We start from the raw sequence: 23,084 nt of genomic DNA, 5'->3' as shown, positions 1-23,084 counted from the left end.
GAAAATTCAGGGCTGGATGCTGTCCAGCTGGCCCACCCGGCGGGCATGGCGTCCGCCCTCGAACTCGGTGTTCAGGAACACCTCCACAATGCGCTTGGCCAGGTTGGGGCCGGTGATGCCCGCGCCCAGGGCCAGCACGTTGGCGTCGTTGTGGCGGCGGGTCATTTCGGCGGACAGGGAGTCCGTGCAGTGGGCGCAGCGGATGCCCTTGACCTTGTTGGCGGCGATGGAAATGCCGATGCCGGTGGTGCAGATGACGATGCCCTTTTCGCATGCGCCGGAGGCCACCAGCCGGGCCACCTTCTCGCCGTAAATGGGATAGTCCACGCTTTCGGTGGAGAAGCAGCCCACGTCCTCAACGTCGATGTCGTGCTCCTCCATCCAGATGAGAATGTCCTGCTTCAGCAGATAGCCGCCGTGATCGCAGCCGATGGCAATTTTCATGATTCGTTCTCCTCTCAGGTGTTCACAGGGCCTGAAACTGCGGCCGGCCCCGTTCAAATGTGGTGAAATGGCGGAAGCCGCAGGTCCGCAGAAGCTCCTGGCGCTGCCGGATGAAGCAGCCCACGTCCTCCGGCCGGTGGGCGTCGCTGCCCAGGGTGATGATCTCGCCGCCCAGACTGCGGTACAGCCGCAGAATTTCCTCCCCCGGCAGGGGCTCGTTTCCCCGGTTGGTGTTGCACTCGATGCCCACCCCCTGGGGAATGATGGTGCGGAAGATCTCCTCCACCCGGTCCATGTGGCGGCGGAAGGTCATGTGCTCCCCGTGCTGCTCGTTGATATACCGCAGGGGCAGGGTCAGGTGGCCCAGCACCTGGAACCGGCCCCACCGGGCCAGGGCCAGCACATCGTCCAGATAGCTGTCGATGACACTATCATAATACGCTTCGCTGCCTTTTTCAATATAGTACAGGTCCATGTTGGCAAACTTTTTTCCGCTCAGGTGCACGGAGCCGATGACAAAGTCCAGCTCCTCCCCGGCCAGAAGCCGGTCCGCCCGGTCGAAGCTCAGCTGGGCCTCTCCCAGCTCCGCCCCCCGCCGCAGGGTGATCCGGTCCCCCCACAGCGCCTGGGCCTCATGGAACTGCCGCCGGGACTCCTCCCAGTCGAAGTCGTCCCGGGGAGCCAGGGTGCCCCAGTGGATGGTGTCCACATGGTCGGTGATGCACAGTTCCCGCAGGCCCTGCCGGACGGCAGCCTCCGCCGCCTGGGCCATGGTCTGGTGCCCGTCCGGGGAGCAGGTGGAATGGACGTGATAGTCTGCAAGATACATGGCTTACTTCTTCTTCCCGAAAAAGCTGCGGTGCTTTTCGTAGTTGCCTTCGCCCAGGGTCTCGCTGAATTTCTTCAGGGCCTCCTTCTGCTCCCGGTTCAGGTCCCGGGGCGTCTCGATGGTGACGGTGACGTACTGGTCGCCCCGGCCCCGGCCGTTGAGGACGGGAATGCCCTTGCCCCGCAGCCGGAACACGGTGCCGGTCTGGGTGCCCTCGGGGATGGTGTATTTCACCCGGCCGTCGATGGTGGGGATCTCCAGCTCCGCGCCCAGCACCGCCTGGGTGAAGGTGATGGGGGCCTCGCAGAACACGGAGGTGCCCTCCCGGCGGAAGATCTCGTGGGGCCGCACCATCACGGTAATCAGCAGGTCGCCGCTGGGGCCGCCGTTGGAGCCTGCGTGGCCCTGGCCCCGCAGGGAGATGGTCTGGCCGTTGTCGATACCGGCGGGGATGTTCACCTGAATGGTCCGGCGCTTGCGAATGCGGCCGCTGCCGTGACAGTCGGGGCAGGGCTGGTGGATGATCTTGCCGGTGCCCCGGCACTTCTGGCAGGGGCCCTGGCTCTGCATGACGCCGAAGGGCGTCCGCTGGGCCTGGGTCACGGTGCCGGTGCCGCGGCAGTCGGGGCACACCTCCGGCGTGGTGCCGTGGGCGCAGCCGTTTCCTTTGCAGGTGGGGCAGGACTCGCTGCGCTCCACCGTCACGGATTTCTCGCAGCCGAAGGCGGCCTCCGTGAAGTCCACGGACACGCTGGCCCGGATGCTCTCGCCCCGGCGGGGTCCGTTGCGCCGCTGCTGGCCGCCGCCGAAGCCGCCGCTGAAGAAGCTGCCGAAAATGTCGCCCAGGTCGCCGAAGTCGAAGCCGCCTGCCCCGTATCCGCCGCCCTGGCCCGCGCCATAGTTGGGGTCCACCCCGGCGAAGCCGAACTGGTCATATTTCTGGCGCTTATCGGGATTGGACAGCACCTCGTTGGCCTCGTTGATCTCCTTGAACTTCTCCTCGGCCTCCTTGTCGCCGGGGTTCATGTCCGGGTGATACTTCCGGGCCAGCTTTTTGTATGCTCTTTTGATCTCGTCCTCGCTGGCGCCCTTTTCAACGCCCAGGACCTCGTAATAATCGCGTTTGTCTGCCATAACGGCCCGCTCCCTTCTCCGGGTGTTTCTCCCTGAACACCACAGGAAGGGACAGGAAGCCCTGCCCCTTTCCGGTGGTGAAATTTCACTTATTTATTCTTGGTGTCGTCGTCATCCACGACCTTGTAGTCGGCGTCGTAATACTGGCCGCCCTGGTCACCCTGGGCGCCGCCCTGCTGGCCGGCCTGGGTGGGGTCGCCCTGGGGCGCCTGCTGCTGATACAGCTTCTCGCTCATCTTGTAGAACAGCTGGGTCAGCTCCTCGGTGGCGGCCTTGATGGCGTCGGTGTCCTCGCCCTTCAGGGTCTCCTTCAGCTTGTCGATACCGGCCTGGATGGGGGCCTTCTCGCTTTCGGGCAGCTTGTCGCCCACCTCGCTGAGGGTCTTTTCGGACTGATAGACCATCTGGTCGGCCTGGTTGCGGACCTCCACCTTCTCCTTGATCTTGGCGTCCTCGGCGGCATACTGCTCGGCCTCCTTCACGGCCTTCTCGATGTCGTCCTTGCTCATGTTGGAGGAGGAGGTGATGGTGATGTGCTGCTCGGTGCCGGTGCCCAGGTCCTTGGCGGACACGTTGACGATGCCATTGGCGTCGATGTCGAAGGTCACCTCGATCTGGGGCACGCCGCGGCGGGCCGGAGCGATGCCGTCCAGGTGGAAGCGGCCCAGGCTCTTGTTGGCGGCGGCCATCTCCCGCTCGCCCTGCAGCACGTTGACCTCCACGGAGGTCTGGTTGTCGGCGGCGGTGGAGAAGATCTGGCTCTTCTTCACGGGGATGGTGGTGTTGCGCTCGATCAGGCGGGTGCACACGCCGCCCATGGTCTCAATGCCCAGGGACAGGGGGGTCACGTCCAGCAGCAGCAGGCCCTTGACATCGCCGGTCAGCACGCCGGCCTGCAGGGCCGCGCCCATGGCCACGCACTCATCGGGGTTGATGCCCTTGAAGGGCTCGTTGCCGGTGAAGTTCTTCACGGCCTCCACCACGGCGGGGATACGGCTGGAGCCGCCCACCATCAGGACCTTGGACAGGTCGGAGGGCTTCAGACCGGCGTCGGACATGGCCTGGCGCACGGGGCCCATGGTGGCGTCCACCAGGTGGCCGGTGAGCTCGTTGAACTTGGCCCGGGTCAGGGTCACGTCCAGGTGCTTGGGGCCGGTGGCGTCGGCGGTGATATAGGGGAGGTTGATGTTGCTGGTGGTCACGCCGGACAGCTCGATCTTGGCCTTCTCGGCGGCCTCCTTCAGGCGCTGCATGGCAACCTTATCGCCGGACAGGTCGATGCCCTCGGTGCGCTTGAACTCGCTGACCAGGTACTTCATGATGCACTGGTCGAAGTCGTCGCCGCCCAGCCGGTTGTTGCCGGCGGTGGCCAGAACCTCGATGACGCCGTCGTCGATCTCCAGAATGGACACATCGAAGGTGCCGCCGCCCAGGTCGTACACCATGATCTTCTGGGCCTGCTCCTTATCCACGCCATAGGCCAGGGCCGCGGCGGTGGGCTCGTTGATGATACGCTTCACGTCCAGACCCGCGATCTTGCCGGCGTCCTTGGTGGCCTGACGCTGGGCATCGGTGAAGTAGGCGGGGACGGTGATAACGGCCTCGGTGACGGTGCTGCCCAGATAGGCCTCTGCGTCGCTCTTGAGCTTCTGCAGGATCATGGCGCTGATCTCCTGGGGCGTGTAGGACTTGCCGTCGATGCTGACCCGGTGGTCGGAGCCCATCTCGCGCTTGATGGAGGAGATGGTGCGGTCGGGGTTGGTGATGGCCTGGCGCTTGGCCACCTGGCCCACCATGCGCTCGCCGGTCTTGGAGAAGGCCACCACGGACGGGGTGGTGCGGTTACCCTCTGCGTTGGGGATGACAACTGCCTCGCCGCCCTCCATGACGGCTACGCAGGAATTGGTGGTGCCAAGGTCGATACCGATAACTTTAGACATAATAATTGCCTCCTGAATATATGAAATAAAATTTGTTTACAAGGGTCAGTCCATCGGATACTCGGGGATCACGATGGCGGCGATGATATAGCCCAGCACGCCGCTGCCGCCCAGCAGGCTGAACAGCACCCAGGCCAGACGGATGATGGTGGGGTCCATATTGAAATACTCGGCAATCCCGGCGCACACGCCGGAGATCATCCGGTTATCCCGGCTTTTATAAAGTTTTTTTCCGTTCATAGCACATGCTCCTCTCAATTAGCAACCTTTACCATGGCGAACCGCAGGACCTTGTCGCCCAGGGCGTATCCCTGCTGGAATACCTCCACCACGGTGTTCTCCCCGGCCGACTCATCCTCCACATGCATCACGGCGTTGTGGCGGGCGGGGTCAAAGGGCTGGCCCAGGGCCTCAATCTGCTGTACGCCCAGCTTTTCCAGCACGGTCATGAACTGCTTGCAGATCATCTCCATACCCTGGCGGTGGGGGTCCCCCTCCTCGAACTGGGCCAGGCCCCGCTCCAGGTTGTCCAGCACCTCCAAAAAGGGCTTCACGGTGTCGGCCTTGGCGTCGCCGTAGAGGCTTTCCTTCTCCTTGGCGGTGCGCTTGCGGAAGTTGTCATACTCCGCTGCCAGCCGCAGATATTTGTCGCTGGCGTCGGACACCATCTTGGCCAGCTGCTCCATTTTCTCCATCTGGTCCCGGGTGACGGTGAAGGTCTCCTCCGCCGTTTCCGGAGACGGCTCCTGCTGGGGCTGGGTCTCCGGGGTGTCCGTGTTTTCCTGTTCCTGCTTGTTTTCCTGATTCACATTCTCGCTCATGTTTCCTGGTCCTCCTTGGGGGGCAGCTGGTTCTTCCCGAACATGCGGCCCAGGCTCTCGGCAAAGTAGCTCAGGCGCGCCGCCACGGTGGCGTAGTCCATCCGGGTGGGTCCGACCACGCCCACCAGTCCCCGCATATTGTCTCCGATGTCATAGCTGGCCACCACCACGCTGCTGTCCCGCAGGGCCTCGTTGAGATTTTCGGGGCCGATGAGGATCTGCACCGGGCCGCCCTCCGTGGGCGCGGGCAGCTGTTCTTTATTGTCCACCATAAAGGTCATCAGGTCGTGGGCCTTGTCCGCGTCCCGGTATTCCGGGAACCGCAGGAACTCCTTGGCCCCGCCGGTAAAGACCTCCTGGCTGTTGGCTTCCTTCAATAGCCGTCCGGCATATTCCACCACCTGGTTCAGCGGCAGGAACCACTGGCCGGACACCTGCTCCGACAGGCTCATCAGCCGTCCGTTCATGTCCTCCGGCCCGATGCCGGTGAAATGGGTGTTCAGCAGATGGCTCATGTCCGGCAGGCCCCCGTCGGCCACCGGAAGCTGCAGGGGCAGCAGCTGGCTTTTCACCTGGCTGTCCGACAGCATCACCACGGCGATGAAGCTGCTCTGGTCCACGGGGATCAGCTCAAAGCGCCGCACGGTGGCGGCGGTTTTGTGGTCCGCCACGGTGTAAGCCGGATAGCCCACAAAGGACGAGACCATCTGGCCCGCCCGGGCCATGACCTGGTCCGTTCCCGCCAGCTTCTCGGCCAGGGAGGTGTTGAGCTTTTCCTCCTCCTCCCGGCTCAGGGACCGCCGCTCCATCAGCTCGTTGACGTACAGTCGGTAGCCCTTGGCGGAGGGGACCCGTCCGGCGGAGGTGTGGGGCTGTTCCAGATAGCCCATCTCCGTCAGGTCCGCCAGCTCGTTGCGGATGGTGGCGGAGCTGATCTTGCCGGGCATCCTCTGGGCGATGGCCTTGGAGCCCACCGGCTCCGCCGCCGCCACATATTCCTCCACCACGATCTTCAGTATCTGTCTTTTTCGATCGGTCAATTCCATATCGTTTTCTCCGTTAGCACTCCAACTTCCTGAGTGCTAAACGCAGTTTACCACCCCCCGCCGCCCTTGTCAAGTGGAAGCCTTTGAATTATTTGTAAACAAAGCCGGTTTTCCGCCGGGGAAATCGCCGAAGCGCCGCCGGTGGCGGATGAAGCAAGGCGATTTCGAGGAAGTGCCCCGACTGGCGGGCATGACACAATGCCTGCCAGTCGGCTGGCACGATGGTGGGCAGACGCGGGCCCCGCCCTACAGGAACGGGGGGACCGGCAGGCCGTCCGTAGGGCCCGCTGCCCTCAGCGGGCCGCGTCACCCTGGGAACAGGACGATTTCTCCCTTGTGGTGTCACGGCAGGGATACTTTTTGACAAGCAAAAGAGGAACGGCGCAGCCGTTCCTCTTTTACTATTTGTATTATTCGGCGCAGATATTACGACACGTATCAGAAGCTGACGTTCTCCGGGTCCGGCTTCTGGCAGGGCTTCACATCGGTGACGTACAGCACCGGCCCCTCGCCGTCGTAGGCCTGGCACTGCTCCTTCTTCACGGTGGCCTGGATCTCCACCCACTGGCGGTTCTTGAACTTCTCCAGTCCCTCCCCCTTGCACACCAGGGCCAGGAACTGCATATCGTTGTTGCAGCACACCATGGCGAAGCGGCCGGGGCAGTGGATCCCCGGGAACTTCTTGGAGTGGCACATCAGCGCCTTATACCGCACGGTGACGCCGTCGTAGCGCTGGGGGTTGTCCATCATGTCCACATACCAGATGCCGTAGTCGTTGTCCGGCACGTCCAGGTGGCCGCCGGACAGGTCGAAGGGGGCCATGTCCTCGGTGACGTAGTCCTCGCTGGTGCCGTCGGTGTTCTCCAGATAGATGTCCGCCCGGCGGTTCACCATCCGCAGGTTCCGGCCCCGCAGGGCCTTGCGCAGCTCCTCATTGCAGCGGTTGAAGATGATCATGTCCGCGTTGAGAATTTTTTCCATCATCAGCTGGCCCATGTTCCGCAGATACGGCTCAAAGGTGGTGGCGTCCACCAGGCACATGATCTGATACAGGATCCAGTTGGCGGGCAGGCCCTCCCGGTACAGGGGCTCGAAGCTCCACATGCCGTTGAACTCGATGATCACCTGCTTAGGGCGGTACTGCTTTTCCAGCTTCTTGAAGAACTCCGGCGTCAGCTGGGCGGGGTCGTCCACGGTGTAGGTGAAGACGTTGAACAGGGATTTGGGGTCGTACTCCGTCTCCCCTTCCTCGCAGCACAGCAGCAGCGTCCGGTCCTCGGCGGCGAAGCCGTCCTTCAGGATGCCGTTGATGAAGTCGGTTTTTCCGGCGTCCAGAAAACCGGTGATGAGATATACAGGAATGTCCATAGGCGTCTCCTTACAGGCCGAACAGGGTCTTCAGGCCGTCCTCCTTCAGCTGGGAGCCGATGACGCACAGGCGGCCGGTGTAGTCGGCGGCGCCATAGCGCACCTCGTGCTCCTGGGGCACATAGTCAAAGTGCAGCCACTGGCCGTCGGCGGCGGGCACGATGCCCTTGGCCCGCAGGATGGCGCCGTATTCGCCGGAATCCAGGGCCGTCAGAATGCGGTCGATATCCGCCTGGGTGAACTGCTTGGGGGTCTCCGCGCCCCAGCTGGTGAACACCTCGTCGGCGTGGTGGTGATGGTGGTGGCAGGCGCACTCCGGATCGTCGCACTCTCCGTCGCCGTGGTGATGGTGGTGATGCTCGTGCTCTTCATCCTCATGGTGATGGTGGCAGCAGTGCTCATGGCCGTCCTCGTCATCGTGGTCATGATGATGGTGATGCTCATGCTCGTCGTGGCCGTCATCGTCGTCATGCTCGTGATGATGGTGATGATGCTCGGCCTCCTCGGCCTCGTGCTCGGCCCGCATCTTCTCCAGCAGCTCGTCAGCCAGGGACACCTTCTCCACGGCGGCCAGAATGGCCTGACCGTCCAGCTGGTCCCAGGGGGTGGTCAGGATGGCGGCGGTGGGGTTCTTCTCCCGCAGCAGAGCCGCGGCGGCCTCCAGCTTCTCCTGGGTCAGCTTCTGGGTCCGGGACAGGATGATGGTGCCGGCGGCCTCGATCTGGTTGTTATAGAACTCGCCGAAGTTCTTCATATACACCTTCACCTTGCCGGCGTCGGCCACGGTGACAAAGGAGTTCAGCTTCATATCCGGGATATCCGCCACGGTGTTTTCCACCGCCACGATGACGTCGCTGAGCTTGCCCACGCCGGAGGGCTCGATGAGGATGCGGTCCGGCTGGAACTGCTCCTTTACCTCCCGCAGGGCCTTGCCGAAGTCGCCCACCAGGGAGCAGCAGATGCAGCCCGAGGACATTTCGGAGATCTGGATCCCCGCATCCTTCAGAAAGCCGCCGTCGATGCTGATCTCGCCGAACTCGTTTTCGATGAGCACCAGCTTCTCGCCCTGATATGCCTCCTTCACCATCTTCTTGATGAGGGTGGTCTTACCTGCGCCCAGGAAACCGGACACGATGTCAATTTTTGTCATAACAGTACCTTCTTTTCTTCTCCCGCCGGGCGGGACATATTCTTTCCCCTATATCATAGCCTATTTTTTCAAAATTGCAAGGGGAGGGGAAAAAATTCACATTTCCGTCCGCATCACCGGCGGTTTGTCCCGCTTTTGCCGGGTTTTGTCCCGATTTTTCGGCGGGACAGGCCGGGACGGAAACAAAAGTGTAGCCATCCGGCGAAAAATACGGTATAATGGGGGAAAATCCAAAAAGTGAGGTATTTCCCCTATGTCCGTGAATCAGCAGCAGACCGGCGAATGGGCCCCCGATTGGGCTCCGGAAGCAGAGCCGGAATATACCCCCCGGCCCCGGCGCAGCCGGAAGCAGCGCCGCCCCAAGTGGCCCGGGGCCGTTCTGGCCCTGGTGTGCCTGGCCACCATTGCCGCCCTGGTGTGGCACTTCACCCGGCAGCAGGCAAAGCCCCTGGAGACGGCGGCGGGCTATATCGCCTCGGCGTCGGAAACGGCCCCCCTGTACGATGAGGAGGGCGCCGTTCTGGAGCAGCTGATCCGGGGCAGTCAGGTGAACTATGTGGTGGAGGAGGCCAGTGATGACCACCCGGACCAGGTTCGGGTGCCCCGGGAGGACGGCAGCTTCGGCTGGCTGGACCGGGCCAACCTCACCAGTGACGTCAGCGCGGTGGTGACGCTGGAGACGGTGTATGTCCGCCGGGCCCAGAACCTGACGGACCAGGACGGGAACCCCACCGGCCCCCTGGTGCTCCGGGGCCAGGCCCTGACCGTTACCGGCTACCGGGGACTGGCGGAGGACGGCAGCGTGGCCTATTACCAGGCGGAGGGGGGCTGCATCCCCGCCCGGTATGTCCGGCTGACGGAGGAGGAGGCCGCCGCGGCCTATGACGCGGATATGGCCCAGCTCCACGCCGACCGGGGCGACAGCTACGGCGGCGGCGACGCGGCGGGACTGGACTATGACGCCTATGAAAAGCCCAAGTTCGAGAACAACGTCATGCCCGGCACCGTGAAGGCCCTGTATCTGAACAACGAGGCCATCCGGAATCCGGAGGCATACATCGCCGTGGCCGACGGGTGCGGCATCAACGCCTTTGTGGTGGACATCATGGACGGCGGGGCCATTGGCTACGCCTCCCCGGTGATGCAGCAGTATTCCCCCAGCGCCTATGAGGACGCCTACAACACCTTAGAGGACTATCAGGCGGCGGTGCGGAAGCTGAAGGACGCCGGGTATTACGTCATCGGCCGCATCACCGCCTTCAACGACCCCAACCTGGCCACGGACCACCCGGAGTGCGTGGTGGCGGACCTGAGCGGCAATCCGCTGAAGATCGGCGGCATGTACTGGCCCAGCGTATACAGCCGCGATGTGTGGCAGTATAAGGTAGACCTGGCCCTGGAGGCCGCCCGGACCATGGGCTTCAACGAAATTCAGTTCGACTATGTCCGCTTCCCGGACGGCACCTGGGACTATGACGAGGCGGGCACCATCGACTACCGCAACACCAATGACGAGAGCAGGGCCCAGGCGGTGCAGCGGTTTTTGCAGTATGCCGCCGACCGGCTCCATGAGGCGGGGGTGTATGTCTCGGCAGACGTGTTCGGCGAGTGCGCCGAGAAATACGTCACCGCCTATGGCCAGTACTGGGCCGCCATCAGCGGCGTGGTGGACGCCATCAGCGCCATGCCGTACCCGGACCATTACGCCGCCTCCGGCAGCTGGCTGCCCTGGGAGCATCCCTATGAGACCATGAAAACCTTCGGCGAAAAGGCCGCCGCCCGCCAGCAGGAGACCCCCTCCCCTGCCGCCGTGCGCACCTGGATCCAGTGCTACAACGCCATCCGGGAGCCGTACAACACCTATGGCCCCGATGAGATCGCCGCCCAAATCCGGGCCCTGACCGAAACCGGCAACACCGGCGGCTACATGACCTGGAATGCTGCGTCCAGCCTGGACAAGTACCGCTATGTCAGCGGGGCGTTTGAATAAAGCAGAAAATGGAATTTGATGGAGGAAGTAAGTATGCTAAACAACATAGAGTTCGACCTTTGGGCTGATGGCTATGACAAAACTGTTGGCATTTCTGATGAGGAAAACACATACCCTTTTGCCGGTTATAAAAAGGTTCTTGGGTTCATTTTTCAGGCCATAATGAGAGCTGAAAATGCCGCTGTGCTGGATATTGGATTCGGAACAGGCACATTAACGACAAAACTATACGAGCGAGGCTGTTCCATTTATGGGCAGGACTTTTCATCAAGAATGATTGCGTTGGCGTCTGAGAAAATGCCAAATGCGCATTTATATCAGGGGGACTTTTCAAAAGGGCTTGTCGAACCATTGCGTAACTTTCGTTATGATTATATTGTTGCGACATACTCTCTACATCATTTGACGGATGCGCAAAAGAACGACTTTCTGTTAGACTTGCGTAACTACTTAAAAGAATCCGGTAAAATTATTATCGGCGATGTTGCCTTTGAAACACGAAAGGACTTAGAACAGTGTAAATTGAAGGCAGGAGACACATGGGATAATGATGAAATCTACTTTGTCGTTGAGGAACTGAGAAAAGATTTTCCAGACCTTTCATTTGCACAAATGTCCGATTGCGCAGGCGTCCTGATTTTGGACTGACAACTTCAAGTTTGCCGGTTATCTTCAACAGGGCGTTTGAATAAAGCAGAAAACGGGATTTGATGGAGGTGCTTGGCGTGGAGATATCCGAATTTTCAAAAACCTATCAGGTGCGGAGGCTGGGCAGGGATGACGTGGACGCCATCTATGAGCTGTGCCGCGAAAACCGGATTTTTTACCGGTATCATGAGCCCTTTGTGACAAAAGAGAGCATATTGGACGACATGGAGGCCCTGCCGCCGGGAAAAAGCCGCGAGGACAAATATTACGTCGGCTTTTTTGACGGCGGGTCCCTGGCGGCCATTATGGACCTGATCCTGGGCTATCCCGAAAAAAGCATCGCCTTCATCGGCCTGTTCATGACCGACGTGCGGTATCAGCACCGGGGCGTGGGTTCACAGATCGTCAGCGGGCTTGCGGCGTATCTTTCCTCCTGCGGCTGCGAAAAAATACGTCTGGGGGTGGACAAGGGCAATCCCCAGAGCCATGCTTTCTGGACGAAAAATCGTTTCCAGACCATAGGCGAGGCCCGGTACATTGTCATGGAGCGGGAGATATGACGCACAGGCGGGAGAGCCGGAAACAGGAGGAGAAAAGATGCTGCTGAAAATCACAGACGGTCAGGCGCTGGACGAGAGAAGGCTGATGGATGTCTACGCCGAAAGCAACCTGGAAAACGCGGACTTTTTCTGTCCGGAGGAGCCGGACAAGGAGGCGGCTGTCCGCATGGTGGAGTCCGGATTTCTGGACTTTCTGAAAAACGAGTTCTTCAAGGAGCCGGAGGCCATTTGCTGGGTCCTTGAGGAGGGCGGCGTGTGGGTCAGCGCTCTGAGGATCTGTAGGATTCCGGAGGGGCCGTATTACCTGGAGGCCCTGGAGACGCGCCCGGACCGGAGACGGCAGGGATACGGCGTCCGGCTCCTTTCGGAGGTCCTGGACGCAATGAAGGCGGAGGGGCCGTTCCGGCTCTGCGACTGCGTGGGCAAAAAGAACGCTGCGTCCCTGAAGGCCCACGAAAAATGCGGCTTCCGGATCGTGTCGGAGCAGGGCTACGATTACCTGCATCAGGAGGCGGATGACCGGGATTTCGGGCTGGAATACCGCTATGAAAGGCCGTGACGGCTTTGAACAACAAAAGCACCAGGCAGGGGCAGGCCCTGTCTGGTGCTTTTACTATGCAATCAGCCGTGCATGGGGCAGCCGTGGGAGGTGGGGCCCCGGCGCTGGGCCCGGACCTGGATCATCTCACCGGCGATGCTGACGGCGATCTCCTCCGGCGTCACCGCCAGGATGGGAGTGCCGATGGGGGTGTGCACCAGGTCGATGGAGGACTGGTGGATGCCCGCCTCCAGCAGCCGCTGGTTCACCGACGCCGTTTTGCGACGGGAGCCGATGACCCCCACATAGGCAAAGTCCCCCCGAAGGGTCTGCTCCTCCACCTGGAAATCCCGGACATGGCCGCTGGTCATGATGACCACAAAGTCCTCGTCGGTGATGGTCAGATAGTCGCTGATGCGGGTAAAGTCCCCGCAGATCACCTGCTCCGCCGTGGGGAACAGCCGGGTGTTGGCCAGCTCCGGCCGGTCGTCGAACACCACCGGGCGGAAGCCGATGGTGGTCAGCAGGGGGCACAGGGCCTGGGAGATATGTCCCGCGCCGAACAGCAGGGCCCGCTGGCCGATGGACAGAGGCAGGGAGATATACCCCGCCGCCATGGAGAAGCCCGGGGTCCGCAGGGCCTGGGCGGTATCCTCCGGCAGACTGCCGGAAACCACGCTCTCCCGGTCCAGCAGCGCCGGGGCGGAGCCGTCCTCCGCCAGCACCAGCCAGCCGGCGGTGCGGCGGTTCAGTAGGGCCAGGGCCCGGCTGGCGGTCTCGCTCCAAGTGGGGTCCTCCGCCGGGATGAACTGGAAATGGGCGGTAACGTCGCCGCCGCAGACCATGCCGATGTCCCGCTCCGGGGCCTGGTGCAGGGGGAACTCCCGGATGCAGGAGCGGCGCTGGGCCAGCAGCTGCTGGCTCAGCTGGATGCTGCGGCCCTCCACCGCGCCGCCGCCGATGGTGCCCACCAGGCGGCCCTCCGCCCCCACCAGCATCTGTGCCCCGGCCTTCCGGGGGGCGCTGCCCCGGTCGGCGATGAGGGTCACCAGCACCGTGTCCCGGTGCTTTTCCACCTCGTAAAACAGCTGGGAGAAAATCTGCTCCATGGGGTCAGCTCTCCTTCCAGGCCCGGGTCTCCTCCAGCAGCCACTGACGCCAGGCATCCACGCCCAGGCCGGACTTGGCGGAGATGGGGAAAATCTTCAGATTGGGGTTGCGGCGGTGGGCGTACTCCACCACCTTGTCCATATCGAAGTCAAAATAGGGCAGCACGTCGATCTTGTTGATGATCAGAGCGTCGCACACCGTGAAGATCAGGGGGTATTTCAGGGGCTTGTCGTGGCCCTCGGGCACGGAGAGGATCATGGCGTTCTTCACGGCGCCGGTGTCGAACTCCGCCGGGCACACCAGATTGCCCACATTCTCCAGCACCACCAGGTCCAGGTCCTCCGTCCCCAGCTCCTGCAGGCCCTGCTCCGTCATGCCGGCGTCCAGGTGGCACATGCCGCCGGTGTGCAGCTGGATGGAGCGGACCCCTGCGCCCGCCATGGCGGCGGCGTCCACGTCGGAGTCGATGTCGGCCTCCATAACGCCGATGCGCAGCTGATCCTTCAGCCCCTCCACGGTGCGCAGCAGGGTGGTGGTCTTGCCGCTGCCGGGGGAGGACATCAGATTCAGCAGAAAGGTCCCCTGGCCCTTCAGCTGTTGGCGGACCCGGTCCGCCTCCCGGTCATTATCGGCGAAAACGCTTTCCTTTACCTGGATGATCTTGTATTGGTCCATAAGAGCACCTCATTTCTGTGGATTTTTCAGCAGTATAGCATATTCATCATGAATATGCAAATGTTCCGACAGAAAATGTGGAAATTTACCAAAAAAGGTTTGCCTTACCCACCGGTTTGGGGGTATAATGGAGGGAGACGAAGGAGGCAGATAGCATGATCTCGACAAAAGGGCGGTATTCCATCCGGATCCTTTTGGACCTGGCGGAGCATCGCAACGGCGGTTACATCCCCATGAAGGAGGTCGCTGCAAGGCAGGACATCTCGCTGAAATATATTGAGAAGCTGATGCCCGCCCTGAAGGCTGCCGGTTTCATTGAGAGCGTTCACGGCATCGGGGGTGGGTATCGCCTGGCCCGGGAGCCGGAGACGTACACCCTGTGGGACATTCTGCTGCGGTCCGAGGGCGATCTGGCCCCGGTGAGCTGCCTGAAGGACGGGGCCGGCGCCTGTGCCCGGGCGGCCGACTGCCGGACGCTGCCGGTGTGGGAGGGGTATTACCGGGTGACCCGGGAATACTTCTCCGGCGTGACCCTGGCAGACCTGATGTCCCTGCCCCAGGGGGACAACTACGTCATCTGAACCTGCGCCGCCCGGCCCGGGACTGCCCATCCCCGGCCGGGCGGCGCAGTTTTCCCGGTTCCGACAAAAAAAGCGGTTGCAAAACCGCCGGGAGTCTGCTATAATCAGCAGGTAGCGGTTCGCAGGGTTAGTACATCGGTAGTACATCGGCTTCCCAAGCCGAGGAGGCGGGTTCGATTCCCGTACCCTGCTCCAAAAAGAAATCACCATCCTGAGGGATGGTGATTTCTTTTTGTGACATTGGTTTTGCTGCTCCCGGATCAGTAGTATATCCGGCGGCTGCCGGAGACGGTCTCCCGGGTGCAGTAGTCGATCCAGGCCACGGCGGCGGAGAGGTCCCGGTCCCGGATGTGGCGGCACAGGCGGACGCTGGTCTCATAGAGCATGGAAACGCCGTTGAGGGCGCAGAACCGCTCCCACAGCACCAGCACCGAGGAATAGAAGGACCGGAAGATCAGGGGCAGCAGGGTGTTGCCCGACTGCATGGCCAGCTCATGCTGGAAGGCAAAGGCCGCCTCCGCCGCATGGCGGTTGTCCCCGGCCTCCCGGATGGCCTCCGCCGCCCGGAACAGGGCAGCGATGTCCTCCTCCGAGGCGCAGGCGATGATCCCCGCCGCCGCCAGCTTGTCCAGGGCGTCCCGGACCTCCAGAATGGAGCGGATCTCCTCGTTGCGCAGGCGGCCCCGGTTATAGGTCATGATAGATTTCAGGGTGTCCAGGGTCCCGGCCCGGCGATAGTCCGTGACGAAGATGCCCACCCGGGGCCGGACCTCTAAAAATCCCCGGCGCTCCAGCTCCGCCACGCCGCTGTTGACCACCGCCCGGCTGACGCCCATGGACTGGGCCAGCTGGCGCTCCGGCGGCAGCTGCTGCCCCACCGGCAGCTCCCCGGAAAGGATCATGGCCTCGATGTGGGTGATGAACAGGTCCTTCAGAGACGGGGACACCAGCTTTTCAAACTCCATACGCGCTTCCTCCTCTGGCTGTGGTATGGCCACATACCACAGCCGATTTCGGTTCCATTATACCCGCTTTTTCCGGCTTTTTCAACACTTTCTTCCGTGTGACAGTTGACTTTTTAAGGAAACCTGTGCTATATTGGCGACATAGCCGATGGTCCGGGCTTCTCTGGCTGGACCAGGCGGCTGAGCTTAGGAGACAGAAAATTTTTAAGGAGGAATGGACATGTTATTCCAGATCTATGGCGAGACCGCCCTGTACCAGCTGCTGGGCTTTGTGCTGGTGTTTACCGGGCTGGTGCTAGCCAACGAGTTCGCCCGCCGCACCAAAACCGGCGGCATCATCTGCTTTCTGGTGCTGCCCGCTGCGCTGACGGTGTATTTCATCGCCATCGCCATCGGCGCACGGGCCGGCGCGGAATGGGCCCTGAACAACCAGACCTACACCAATATGAACAGTTGGTTCCACTATGCCAAGCTCTATGCCGCCACCGCCGGGTGCATCGGCTTCATGATGCTCAAATACAAGTGGAGCATCGGCAAGACGGAGTGGTTCAAGGTGTTCCCCTTCGCCATTGTGGCCATCAACATTCTCATCGCCGTGGCCAGCGACTTTGAGTCCGGCATCCGGGGCGCCATGGCCCTGAAGGAGTTCGGCGACCGCTGGTGGCTGTCCTCCGAGAACGTGTGGCTGTACGGCGGCTGGTGGAACTGGGTCAACGGCATCGCCGGTATCGTCAACATCTTCTGCATGACCGCCTGGTGGGGTATCTATTCCTCCAAGGATCAGAAGGACATGCTGTGGCCCGACATGACCTGGTGCTATATCCTGGCCTATGACCTGTGGAACTTCGAGTATACCTACAACTGCCTGCCCACCCACTCCTGGTACTGCGGCCTGGCCCTGCTGCTGGCCCCCACCTTTGCCAACCACTTCTGGAACAAGGGCGGCTGGATCCAGAACCGGGCCAACACCCTGGCTCTGTGGTGCATGTTTGCCCAGGTGTTCCCCCTGTTCCAGGACAACAGCGTGTTCTCCACCATCACCTCCGTCTATGCCGACGGCGTTATGAACCCCGCCGTCCGGCCCACGGCGGCCAATCCCACGGCCCAGGGCGTGGTCTCCATCGTGGCGCTGGTGGTGAACGTGGTGATCCTGGCCAGCATCATCAAGCGGGCCAAGGCACAGAAGAAGAACCCCTATAAGCAGGAGATTTTCACCGACCAGAGAGACTTCCGGGAGGCCATGGAGAGAGCCTGAAGATGAATCCGGCTGTTGGGACCCTCTTTCAGCCGAAGATTTATACGAGAAAAGCACGGCTTGCGCCGTGCTTTTCTCATTATTTGCGTAGGGTCAGCGGATGGCGGTGACGGTGTAGCCCTTGTCCTCCACGGTGCGGCGAAGGGTGTCGTCCTCCACCGGGGCAGTGAGGGTCACCACGGCGGTGCCGCTTTCGTGGCTGACTTGAGCGGCCTGCACCTGGGGCATGGCCTCCAGGGCGGTGCGGACGGTGGCCTCGCAGTGGGGGCACATCATGCCCTTGATCTCCAGTGTCTTTTCCATAGTTTGTTCCTCCTTGATGTCGTTTAAGTGATTGGTTCGTTTATGATCGTGCCGGTTATCCCGGAGCTTGAACAGATTCAGCCGCAGGGCGTTGGACACCACGCAGAAGCTGGAAAGGCTCATGGCCGCGGCGCCGAACATGGGGTTCAGGGTCAGGCCCAGAGGGATGAACACCCCGGCGGCCAGAGGAATGCCGATGGCGTTGTAGAAAAACGCCCAGAACAGGTTTTCGTGGATGTTCCGCAGGGTGGCCCGGCTGAGCCGGATGGCGGCGGGCACGTCCAGCAGACTGCTGTTCATCAGTACCACGTCCGCCGCGTCGATGGCCACGTCGGCTCCCGCGCCGATGGCGATGCCGGTGTCGGCCCGGGTCAGGGCCGGGGCGTCGTTGATGCCGTCGCCTACCATGGCCACCTTGCCCTGCTGCATCAGCCGGCGGATGGCGGCCTCCTTGCCCTCCGGCAGTACCCCGGCGATAACCTGATCCACCCCCGCCTGGGCCCCGATGGCCTGAGCGGTGCGCTGGTTGTCGCCGGTGAGCATCACCACGCGGATGCCCATATTCCGCAGCTCCCGGACCGCCCGGGGGCTGTCCTCCTTGATGACGTCCGCCACGGCGATGACGCCCAGAAGCCGGTCCTCCGCCCCGAAGAACAGGGGCGTTTTCCCCTGCCGGGACAGCTCCTCGGTTCTGACCTGCAAATTCTGAGATACGGCGGCGCGCTTGGCCGTAAAGGCGGCGCTGCCGCCCCAGAGGGCCTTCCCCTCCAGCACAGCCGTCAGGCCGTTGCCGGGCAGGGCCTGAAAGTCCGACACCTCCGGAGCCGTAAGCCCCGCCGCCCGGTCCAGCACCGCCCGGGCCAGGGGATGCTCGCTTTTCTGCTCCAGGGCCAGGGCATGGGTCAGCAGCTCCTGCTCCGTGACGCCCTCCGCCGGGAGGATGTCCGTCACCCGGGGCTGGCCGCTGGTGATGGTGCCGGTTTTGTCCAGGGCCACGATCTGCACCCGGCCCGTCTCCTCCAGGGAGGCGGCGGTTTTGAACAGGATGCCGTTTTTGGCCCCCAGGCCACTGCCTACCATAATGGCCACAGGAGTGGCCAGGCCCAGGGCACAGGGGCAGCTGATCACCAGCACGGAGATGCCCCGGGCCAGGGCGTAACCCACCGGGTGGCCCAGCAGCAGCCACACCGCCGTGGTCACGGCGGCAATGGAGATCACCGCCGGAACGAACACGCCGGAGACCTTATCGGCGATCTTGGCGATGGGGGCCTTGGTGGCGGCGGCGTCGCTGACCATGCGGATGATCTGGGACAGGGTGGTATCCTGGCCCACCCGGGTGGCCCGGCAGCGGAGATAGCCGGACTGGTTCACCGTGGCGGCGGACACGCCGTCGCCGGGGGCCTTGTCCACGGGGATGCTCTCGCCGGTCAGGGCGGACTCATTGACGGCGCTGGAGCCCTCCAGCACCACGCCGTCCACAGGGATGCTCTCCCCGGGCCGGACGGCGAACTCGTCCCCCTGCTGCACCTGTTCCACCGACACCTCCACCTCCCGGCCGTCCCGGAGCACAGAGGCGGTTCTGGGAGCCAGGCTCATGAGGCTTTTCAGGGCGTCGGTGGTCTTGCCCTTGGACCGGGCCTCCAGCAGCTTGCCCACGGTGATCAGGGTCAGGATCATGGCGGCGGACTCAAAATAGAAGTCCATCATATAGGTCATGACGGCGGCCTCATCCCCCCGGACCTGGGCGGCAGTCATGGCAAACAGGGCATAGGTGCTGTAGCCGAAGGCCGCCGTGGCCCCCAGGGCCACCAGGGTGTCCATATTGGGGGCCCGGTGCCACAGGGCCTTGTAGCCGCTGATGAAGAACCTCTGGTTGATGACCATGATGATCCCCGTCAGCAGCAGCTGGGTCAGGCCCATGGCCACATGGTTGTCGTCGTAAAAATGCGGCAGGGGCCAGCCCCACATCATGTGGCCCATGGAAAAGTACATCAGCACCAGCAGAAAGCCCACGGACCAGATAAGCCGCCGCCGGATCCGGGGCGTCTCGTGGTCCTCCAGCTGCTGCTCATCGGCACTGGGAGACGACTGGGCCGCGCCCTTTTCCGACGCGCCGTACCCCGCCGCCTCCACGGCGGCGATGACGGCGGAGGGCGCCGCCGTGCCCTCCACGCCCATGGAATTGGTCAGCAGGCTCACGGAGCAGGCCGTGACCCCCGGGACCTTCCCCACCGCCTTTTCCACCCGGGCCGAGCAGGCGGCGCAGCTCATGCCCGTGACATTGTATTGTTTCATTGGGTCCACTCCTATTTCATCAGCTTTTGCAGGGTGGTCACCAGCTCGTCGATGACCTGATCCTTGCCGTCCCGGATGTCCTGGGCCACGCAGGTGCGGATGTGGCTGGCCAGCAGCTCCTTGTTGAAGGCGTTGATGGCCGCGTTCACCGCCGCCGCCTGGACCAGGATGTCGGGACAGTAGGCCCCGGCCTCCACCATGCCCCGGATGCCCCGGATCTGGCCCTCGATGCGGTTGAGCCGGTGGATCAGGCGCTTGTATTCCTCCGGCGAGCGCTCCTTTTTCCGCTGGGAGCAGCGGCAGCAGTTGTGTTCTTCCATAGTTTCCCCGCCTCGCTTTGTTTCATGATACCCCGTGGGGGTATCTATAGTTATATACCCCTCCCGGGTATTTGTCAAGCACAAAAAATCTCCCCGGGCGGGGAGATTTTTGTGTTATTGATAGTCCGACAGCAGGAACATGGGCTTCACGGCCACCACCTCGTCATACTCCCACTGCTCCACCTGGACATCGGCGGTCAGGGCCTTCAGGTCCCGCTTCACCACGTCCAGGGCCTCGTCGGCGGTCTGGGCCCGGCCCTCCCGCAGAACGCGGATCATCCGGGTCAGCACCACCGGGTGGGCATAGCGGGCAGGCAGGGGGAAATCCTTCGGCAGCACTGCAGCCAGATCCGCCTGGGCCTGCTCCCACTCCCGGGTCAGGGCCGTTTTGTTGTTGCGGGCGGTGGGCAGCACATGGGCCCCGGAGAACAGGAACACCGCCGCCAGGCCGAACAGGGCAAAGTAGATGCCCACGCTGTTGGCGCCCCGGATCATGGACACCACGCCGTATACCAGGGCGACGAGTCCGGCGATGACGATGGCCAGGGCCACCCACTTATAGCTGGGGTTGGAGCGGTCGTTGACCCGCTTGGCCTTGGCCGCCTGGGACAGGCGGCGGGTCAGGTTGGTGTGATCCTCCAGGAAGGTGCGGGCCTGCTCCAGGCGCTCCCTTTCGGCCTGGGCCTGGGGCGTCAGCTCCTTGAGATAGCGGCGGGCGTTCTCGGCCCGCTGCTGGGCCATGTGCTGCTCCACCTTGCGGCTTTGCAGCGGCAGGTCCGGGCAGAGCTTGGAGAGGTAGGCCAGCAGGTTGTCCACGTCCTCCTCGTGCTTGAAATTGCACTGCTTTTCGCCGCCGTCGTACTCCACCACCAGGTAGGGGATGGAGCCGAAGGCCCCCTTGCCGGTGAAGCCGCCCTTGCTCATGGCCACACGCTTGAACACGCGGCGCACCGAGGACAGCGCCACATAATAGTGCCGGTCGATGAAAAAGCTGTTGAGATACAGGGCCTTTTCGCCCACGCCGCAGGGGCCGAAGCGGCGGCAGCCCTTCTTATCCGCCGCCAGGGTCTCGTTATCCAGCGTGACGCTGCCAAGGCGTGCAGGTGCAAAGATCATAGCAGTTCCTCCCATAGGGGCAAAGCGGCAGGAGGGGCCTGCCGCTTTGCGAAGTTTTGAAAAAGGGGCGAATTACTTGCCCAGCGTCTCGTAGTGAGGCTGGGTATGGCGCTTCTTGATGGTGTACAGGAAGATACCCAGGAACAGGACGGCCACGGCGATGCCGATGGGATAAGCCAAGGCGGTGTTGTACACGGTGACGCCCTCGGCGGTCTTGTGGTTGATGAACTGGCCCAGGCACTCGTTGCCCAGCAGGAAGTAAGTGGCGGAAACGGCGCTCATAAAGGTGGCAGGCACGGCGGTGATCCAGTAGTTCTTCTTCTCATAGTACAGGTACATGGAAGCGGCCCACAGGACGATCATGGCCAGAGTCTGGTTGGTCCAGCTGAAGTAACGCCAGATAACGGTGTAGTCGATGAAGCCCAGGGCATTGCCCACGCCCAGGACGGCGCCCACGCCCAGAACGGGCACGCACAGCAGCAGACGGTTCTTCCACTTCTTCTGGTCGATCTTGAACCAGTCGGACAGCACCAGACGGGCGCTGCGGAAGGCGGTGTCGCCGGAGGTAATGGGGCAGGCAATCACGCCCAGCATAGCCAGGGCCACGCCCACCTTGCCCATGGTCTTGACGCAGACATCATAGATGGCGGCAGACTGACCATTGGCCAGGATCTCGGCCAGGCCGGTGTTCAGGCCGCCGGTGACCTCATACAGAGCGCAGCCGGCAGCGGCCCACACCAGGGCGATGACGCCCTCGGAAACCATGGCGCCGTAGAACACGAAGCGGCCCTGCTTCTCGCTCTTCATGCAGCGGGCCATCAGGGGACTCTGGGTGGAGTGGAAGCCGGAGATAGCGCCGCAGGCCACGGTGATGAACATGAAGCTCCACACGGGAGTTCCCTTGGGATGCATGGAACCGAAGTGATCCCAGATCTCAGGAATGGTGTACTCAGGCTTGACAAAGATGCCCACGGCCACGCCGACGGCCATGACGATCAGGCAGATACCAAAGATAGGATAAATCTTACCGATGATCTTGTCAATGGAAATAAAGGTGGCGATGAAATAATACACCAGGACGATGATCAGCCAGAACAGAGTGGTGGTGACAATGCCGGTGGAGCCGCCGTTCTTGAACAGGGTGACGATCAGGCCGGCAGGACCCACGGCGAACACGGTGCCCACCATGATCAGCAGCACCACGCTGAACACGCGCATGACGTTCTTCATAAAGCCGCCCAGGTAGATACCGGAGATCTCGGAGATGGAAGCGCCGTTGTTGCGCTCGCTCATCATGCCGGAGAAGTAGTCATGCACTGCACCGGCAAAGATCGTACCAAAGGTGATCCACAGGAACACGATGGGGCCCCACAGAGCACCCTGCATAGCGCCGAAGATGGGACCAAGGCCCGCGATGTTCAGCAGTTGGATCATGAACAGCTTCCACTGGGGGAGGACCACATAGTCCACGCCGTCGTTGATCTTCACAGCGGGGGTCTCGCGGTCGTCCGGCCCGAAGGTGTTTTCCACCACCTTGCCATAGACGAAATAACCGCCGATGAGCAAGGCCAGGCAAATCAGAAAGCTAACCATTTTTCTCCTCCTCTATTCATACATCATAATGTTTTGGAGCAAAAGGACGCAACTCCTCTTGCATTCCGTCCAATATGATAATTATTTTGCAGAAAAAAACAATTCTCACTTTGTACAAAAATTCTTTACATTTTCGTTACGATGTTCACGGAAAATTCGCGGATTCTTTATTGCGTTGAAATAATTTGCAGGAGTTCGCACGAGGGCGGCGCAGATTTTTGAAAGATGATACATCGTGCAGAGGTCAGCTTGGTAACGTTTGCGGTCGTTAGTTCGTTTTGGAGGCATGAAAGAAATCCTGCACGGCGTGAGCCGCGCAGGATTTCTTGAGACTGTCGAAAAACTCGGAAATCTTCCGCCATCGGAAAGGAAGATAGTTACGAAAGAAACCCATCAGGGGTGT

22 protein-coding genes and 1 tRNA gene are annotated in these 23,084 nt (G+C 61.9%); 7 read left to right on the top strand and 16 right to left on the bottom strand.

Features of this window, described 5'->3' with window-relative positions; genetic code table 11:
* Window positions 1-6 precede the first annotated feature (6 nt).
* The 9 genes from rpiB to LKD37_RS10170 all read right to left on the bottom strand — a co-directional run bounded on the left by rpiB (window position 7) and on the right by LKD37_RS10170 (window position 8,732).
* Window positions 7-444 carry a ribose 5-phosphate isomerase B gene (gene rpiB, locus LKD37_RS10210; protein WP_302929124.1) on the bottom strand — a complete coding sequence of 146 codons (438 nt, stop codon included), beginning with the start codon at window positions 442-444 and terminating at the stop codon, window positions 7-9.
* A gap of 22 nt (window positions 445-466) precedes the next feature.
* Window positions 467-1,273 (bottom strand): histidinol-phosphatase HisJ family protein, encoded by an 807-nt coding sequence (locus tag LKD37_RS10205; protein ID WP_302929123.1) that lies wholly within the window; start codon window positions 1,271-1,273, stop codon window positions 467-469.
* Window positions 1,274-1,276: 3 nt separating this feature from the next.
* The gene (gene dnaJ / locus LKD37_RS10200) at window positions 1,277-2,407 is read right to left on the bottom strand and encodes a molecular chaperone DnaJ (protein WP_302929122.1); all 1,131 of its coding nucleotides are present in this window, start codon (window positions 2,405-2,407) and stop codon (window positions 1,277-1,279) included.
* 89 nt (window positions 2,408-2,496) lie between these two features.
* The gene (dnaK, locus tag LKD37_RS10195) at window positions 2,497-4,347 is read right to left on the bottom strand and encodes a molecular chaperone DnaK (RefSeq protein WP_302929121.1); all 1,851 of its coding nucleotides are present in this window, start codon (window positions 4,345-4,347) and stop codon (window positions 2,497-2,499) included.
* 45 nt (window positions 4,348-4,392) lie between these two features.
* Window positions 4,393-4,587 (bottom strand): PspC domain-containing protein, encoded by a 195-nt coding sequence (locus LKD37_RS10190; RefSeq protein ID WP_302929120.1) that lies wholly within the window; start codon window positions 4,585-4,587, stop codon window positions 4,393-4,395.
* Window positions 4,588-4,601: 14 nt separating this feature from the next.
* Complete coding sequence (gene grpE, locus LKD37_RS10185; RefSeq protein WP_302929119.1) at window positions 4,602-5,168, bottom strand: nucleotide exchange factor GrpE; 567 nt, start codon at window positions 5,166-5,168, stop codon at window positions 4,602-4,604.
* Window positions 5,165-6,214, bottom strand: coding sequence for a heat-inducible transcriptional repressor HrcA (gene hrcA, locus LKD37_RS10180; RefSeq protein WP_302929118.1), 1,050 nt, complete (start codon window positions 6,212-6,214; stop codon window positions 5,165-5,167). Before hrcA ends, grpE begins: the two co-directional genes overlap by 4 nt.
* A gap of 438 nt (window positions 6,215-6,652) precedes the next feature.
* Window positions 6,653-7,582: a TIGR03943 family putative permease subunit gene (locus LKD37_RS10175; protein WP_302929117.1), complete on the bottom strand. Its 930-nt coding sequence runs from the start codon at window positions 7,580-7,582 to the stop codon at window positions 6,653-6,655.
* Between the two features lie 10 nt (window positions 7,583-7,592).
* On the bottom strand, window positions 7,593-8,732 hold the full coding sequence (locus LKD37_RS10170; RefSeq protein ID WP_302929116.1) for a CobW family GTP-binding protein: 1,140 nt from the start codon (window positions 8,730-8,732) through the stop codon (window positions 7,593-7,595).
* Window positions 8,733-8,985: 253 nt separating this feature from the next.
* Between LKD37_RS10170 and LKD37_RS10165 the strand changes: the two genes are divergently transcribed.
* From LKD37_RS10165 to LKD37_RS10150, 4 genes are all read left to right on the top strand, one after another.
* Window positions 8,986-10,722: a putative glycoside hydrolase gene (locus tag LKD37_RS10165; RefSeq protein ID WP_302929115.1), complete on the top strand. Its 1,737-nt coding sequence runs from the start codon at window positions 8,986-8,988 to the stop codon at window positions 10,720-10,722.
* A 33-nt stretch (window positions 10,723-10,755) separates the two neighbouring features.
* Window positions 10,756-11,370: a class I SAM-dependent methyltransferase gene (locus LKD37_RS10160; protein WP_302929114.1), complete on the top strand. Its 615-nt coding sequence runs from the start codon at window positions 10,756-10,758 to the stop codon at window positions 11,368-11,370.
* Window positions 11,371-11,447: 77 nt separating this feature from the next.
* Complete coding sequence (locus LKD37_RS10155; protein ID WP_302929113.1) at window positions 11,448-11,930, top strand: GNAT family N-acetyltransferase; 483 nt, start codon at window positions 11,448-11,450, stop codon at window positions 11,928-11,930.
* Window positions 11,931-11,967: 37 nt separating this feature from the next.
* Window positions 11,968-12,489 carry a GNAT family N-acetyltransferase gene (locus LKD37_RS10150; protein WP_302929112.1) on the top strand — a complete coding sequence of 174 codons (522 nt, stop codon included), beginning with the start codon at window positions 11,968-11,970 and terminating at the stop codon, window positions 12,487-12,489.
* Between the two features lie 62 nt (window positions 12,490-12,551).
* On the opposite strand, the gene LKD37_RS10145 is transcribed toward LKD37_RS10150, so the two are convergent.
* Both LKD37_RS10145 and hypB read right to left on the bottom strand, forming a co-directional pair.
* A complete protein-coding gene (locus LKD37_RS10145) occupies window positions 12,552-13,577 on the bottom strand; it encodes an XdhC family protein (RefSeq protein ID WP_302929111.1) in 1,026 nt (341 codons plus the stop codon).
* Between the two features lie 4 nt (window positions 13,578-13,581).
* Entirely contained in the window at window positions 13,582-14,253 is a 672-nt protein-coding gene (hypB, locus tag LKD37_RS10140; protein WP_302929110.1) for a hydrogenase nickel incorporation protein HypB, read from the bottom strand.
* A gap of 155 nt (window positions 14,254-14,408) precedes the next feature.
* On the opposite strand from hypB, the gene LKD37_RS10135 reads away from it, so the two are divergent.
* Together LKD37_RS10135 and LKD37_RS10130 are read left to right on the top strand one after the other, a co-directional pair.
* On the top strand, window positions 14,409-14,834 hold the full coding sequence (locus tag LKD37_RS10135; RefSeq protein WP_302929109.1) for an RrF2 family transcriptional regulator: 426 nt from the start codon (window positions 14,409-14,411) through the stop codon (window positions 14,832-14,834).
* A 121-nt stretch (window positions 14,835-14,955) separates the two neighbouring features.
* Window positions 14,956-15,029 (top strand) — tRNA-Gly (locus LKD37_RS10130).
* 65 nt (window positions 15,030-15,094) lie between these two features.
* Here the strand turns inward: LKD37_RS10130 and LKD37_RS10125 are convergent.
* On the bottom strand, window positions 15,095-15,799 hold the full coding sequence (locus LKD37_RS10125; protein WP_302929108.1) for a FadR/GntR family transcriptional regulator: 705 nt from the start codon (window positions 15,797-15,799) through the stop codon (window positions 15,095-15,097).
* Between the two features lie 220 nt (window positions 15,800-16,019).
* On the opposite strand from LKD37_RS10125, the gene LKD37_RS10120 reads away from it, so the two are divergent.
* Window positions 16,020-17,054 (top strand): DUF5692 family protein, encoded by a 1,035-nt coding sequence (locus LKD37_RS10120; protein ID WP_302929107.1) that lies wholly within the window; start codon window positions 16,020-16,022, stop codon window positions 17,052-17,054.
* A gap of 93 nt (window positions 17,055-17,147) precedes the next feature.
* Here LKD37_RS10120 and LKD37_RS10115 read toward each other — a convergent pair whose 3' ends face one another.
* From LKD37_RS10115 to LKD37_RS10100, 4 genes are all read right to left on the bottom strand, one after another.
* Window positions 17,148-19,652: a heavy metal translocating P-type ATPase gene (locus LKD37_RS10115; protein ID WP_302929105.1), complete on the bottom strand. Its 2,505-nt coding sequence runs from the start codon at window positions 19,650-19,652 to the stop codon at window positions 17,148-17,150.
* 11 nt (window positions 19,653-19,663) lie between these two features.
* Window positions 19,664-19,972: a metal-sensing transcriptional repressor gene (locus LKD37_RS10110; RefSeq protein ID WP_302929104.1), complete on the bottom strand. Its 309-nt coding sequence runs from the start codon at window positions 19,970-19,972 to the stop codon at window positions 19,664-19,666.
* Window positions 19,973-20,086: 114 nt separating this feature from the next.
* A complete protein-coding gene (locus LKD37_RS10105; RefSeq protein ID WP_302929103.1) occupies window positions 20,087-21,088 on the bottom strand; it encodes an AAA family ATPase in 1,002 nt (333 codons plus the stop codon).
* Window positions 21,089-21,160: 72 nt separating this feature from the next.
* Entirely contained in the window at window positions 21,161-22,681 is a 1,521-nt protein-coding gene (locus LKD37_RS10100; RefSeq protein ID WP_302929102.1) for a carbon starvation CstA family protein, read from the bottom strand.
* Window positions 22,682-23,084 lie beyond the last annotated feature (403 nt).

The organism is Brotocaccenecus cirricatena (assembly GCF_020687045.1).
Classification (GTDB): Bacteria; Bacillota; Clostridia; order Oscillospirales; family Oscillospiraceae; genus Vescimonas; species Vescimonas cirricatena.
Note: the sequence above shows the minus strand (reverse complement) of the source record. Positions and strands in the feature narration are given on the sequence as shown.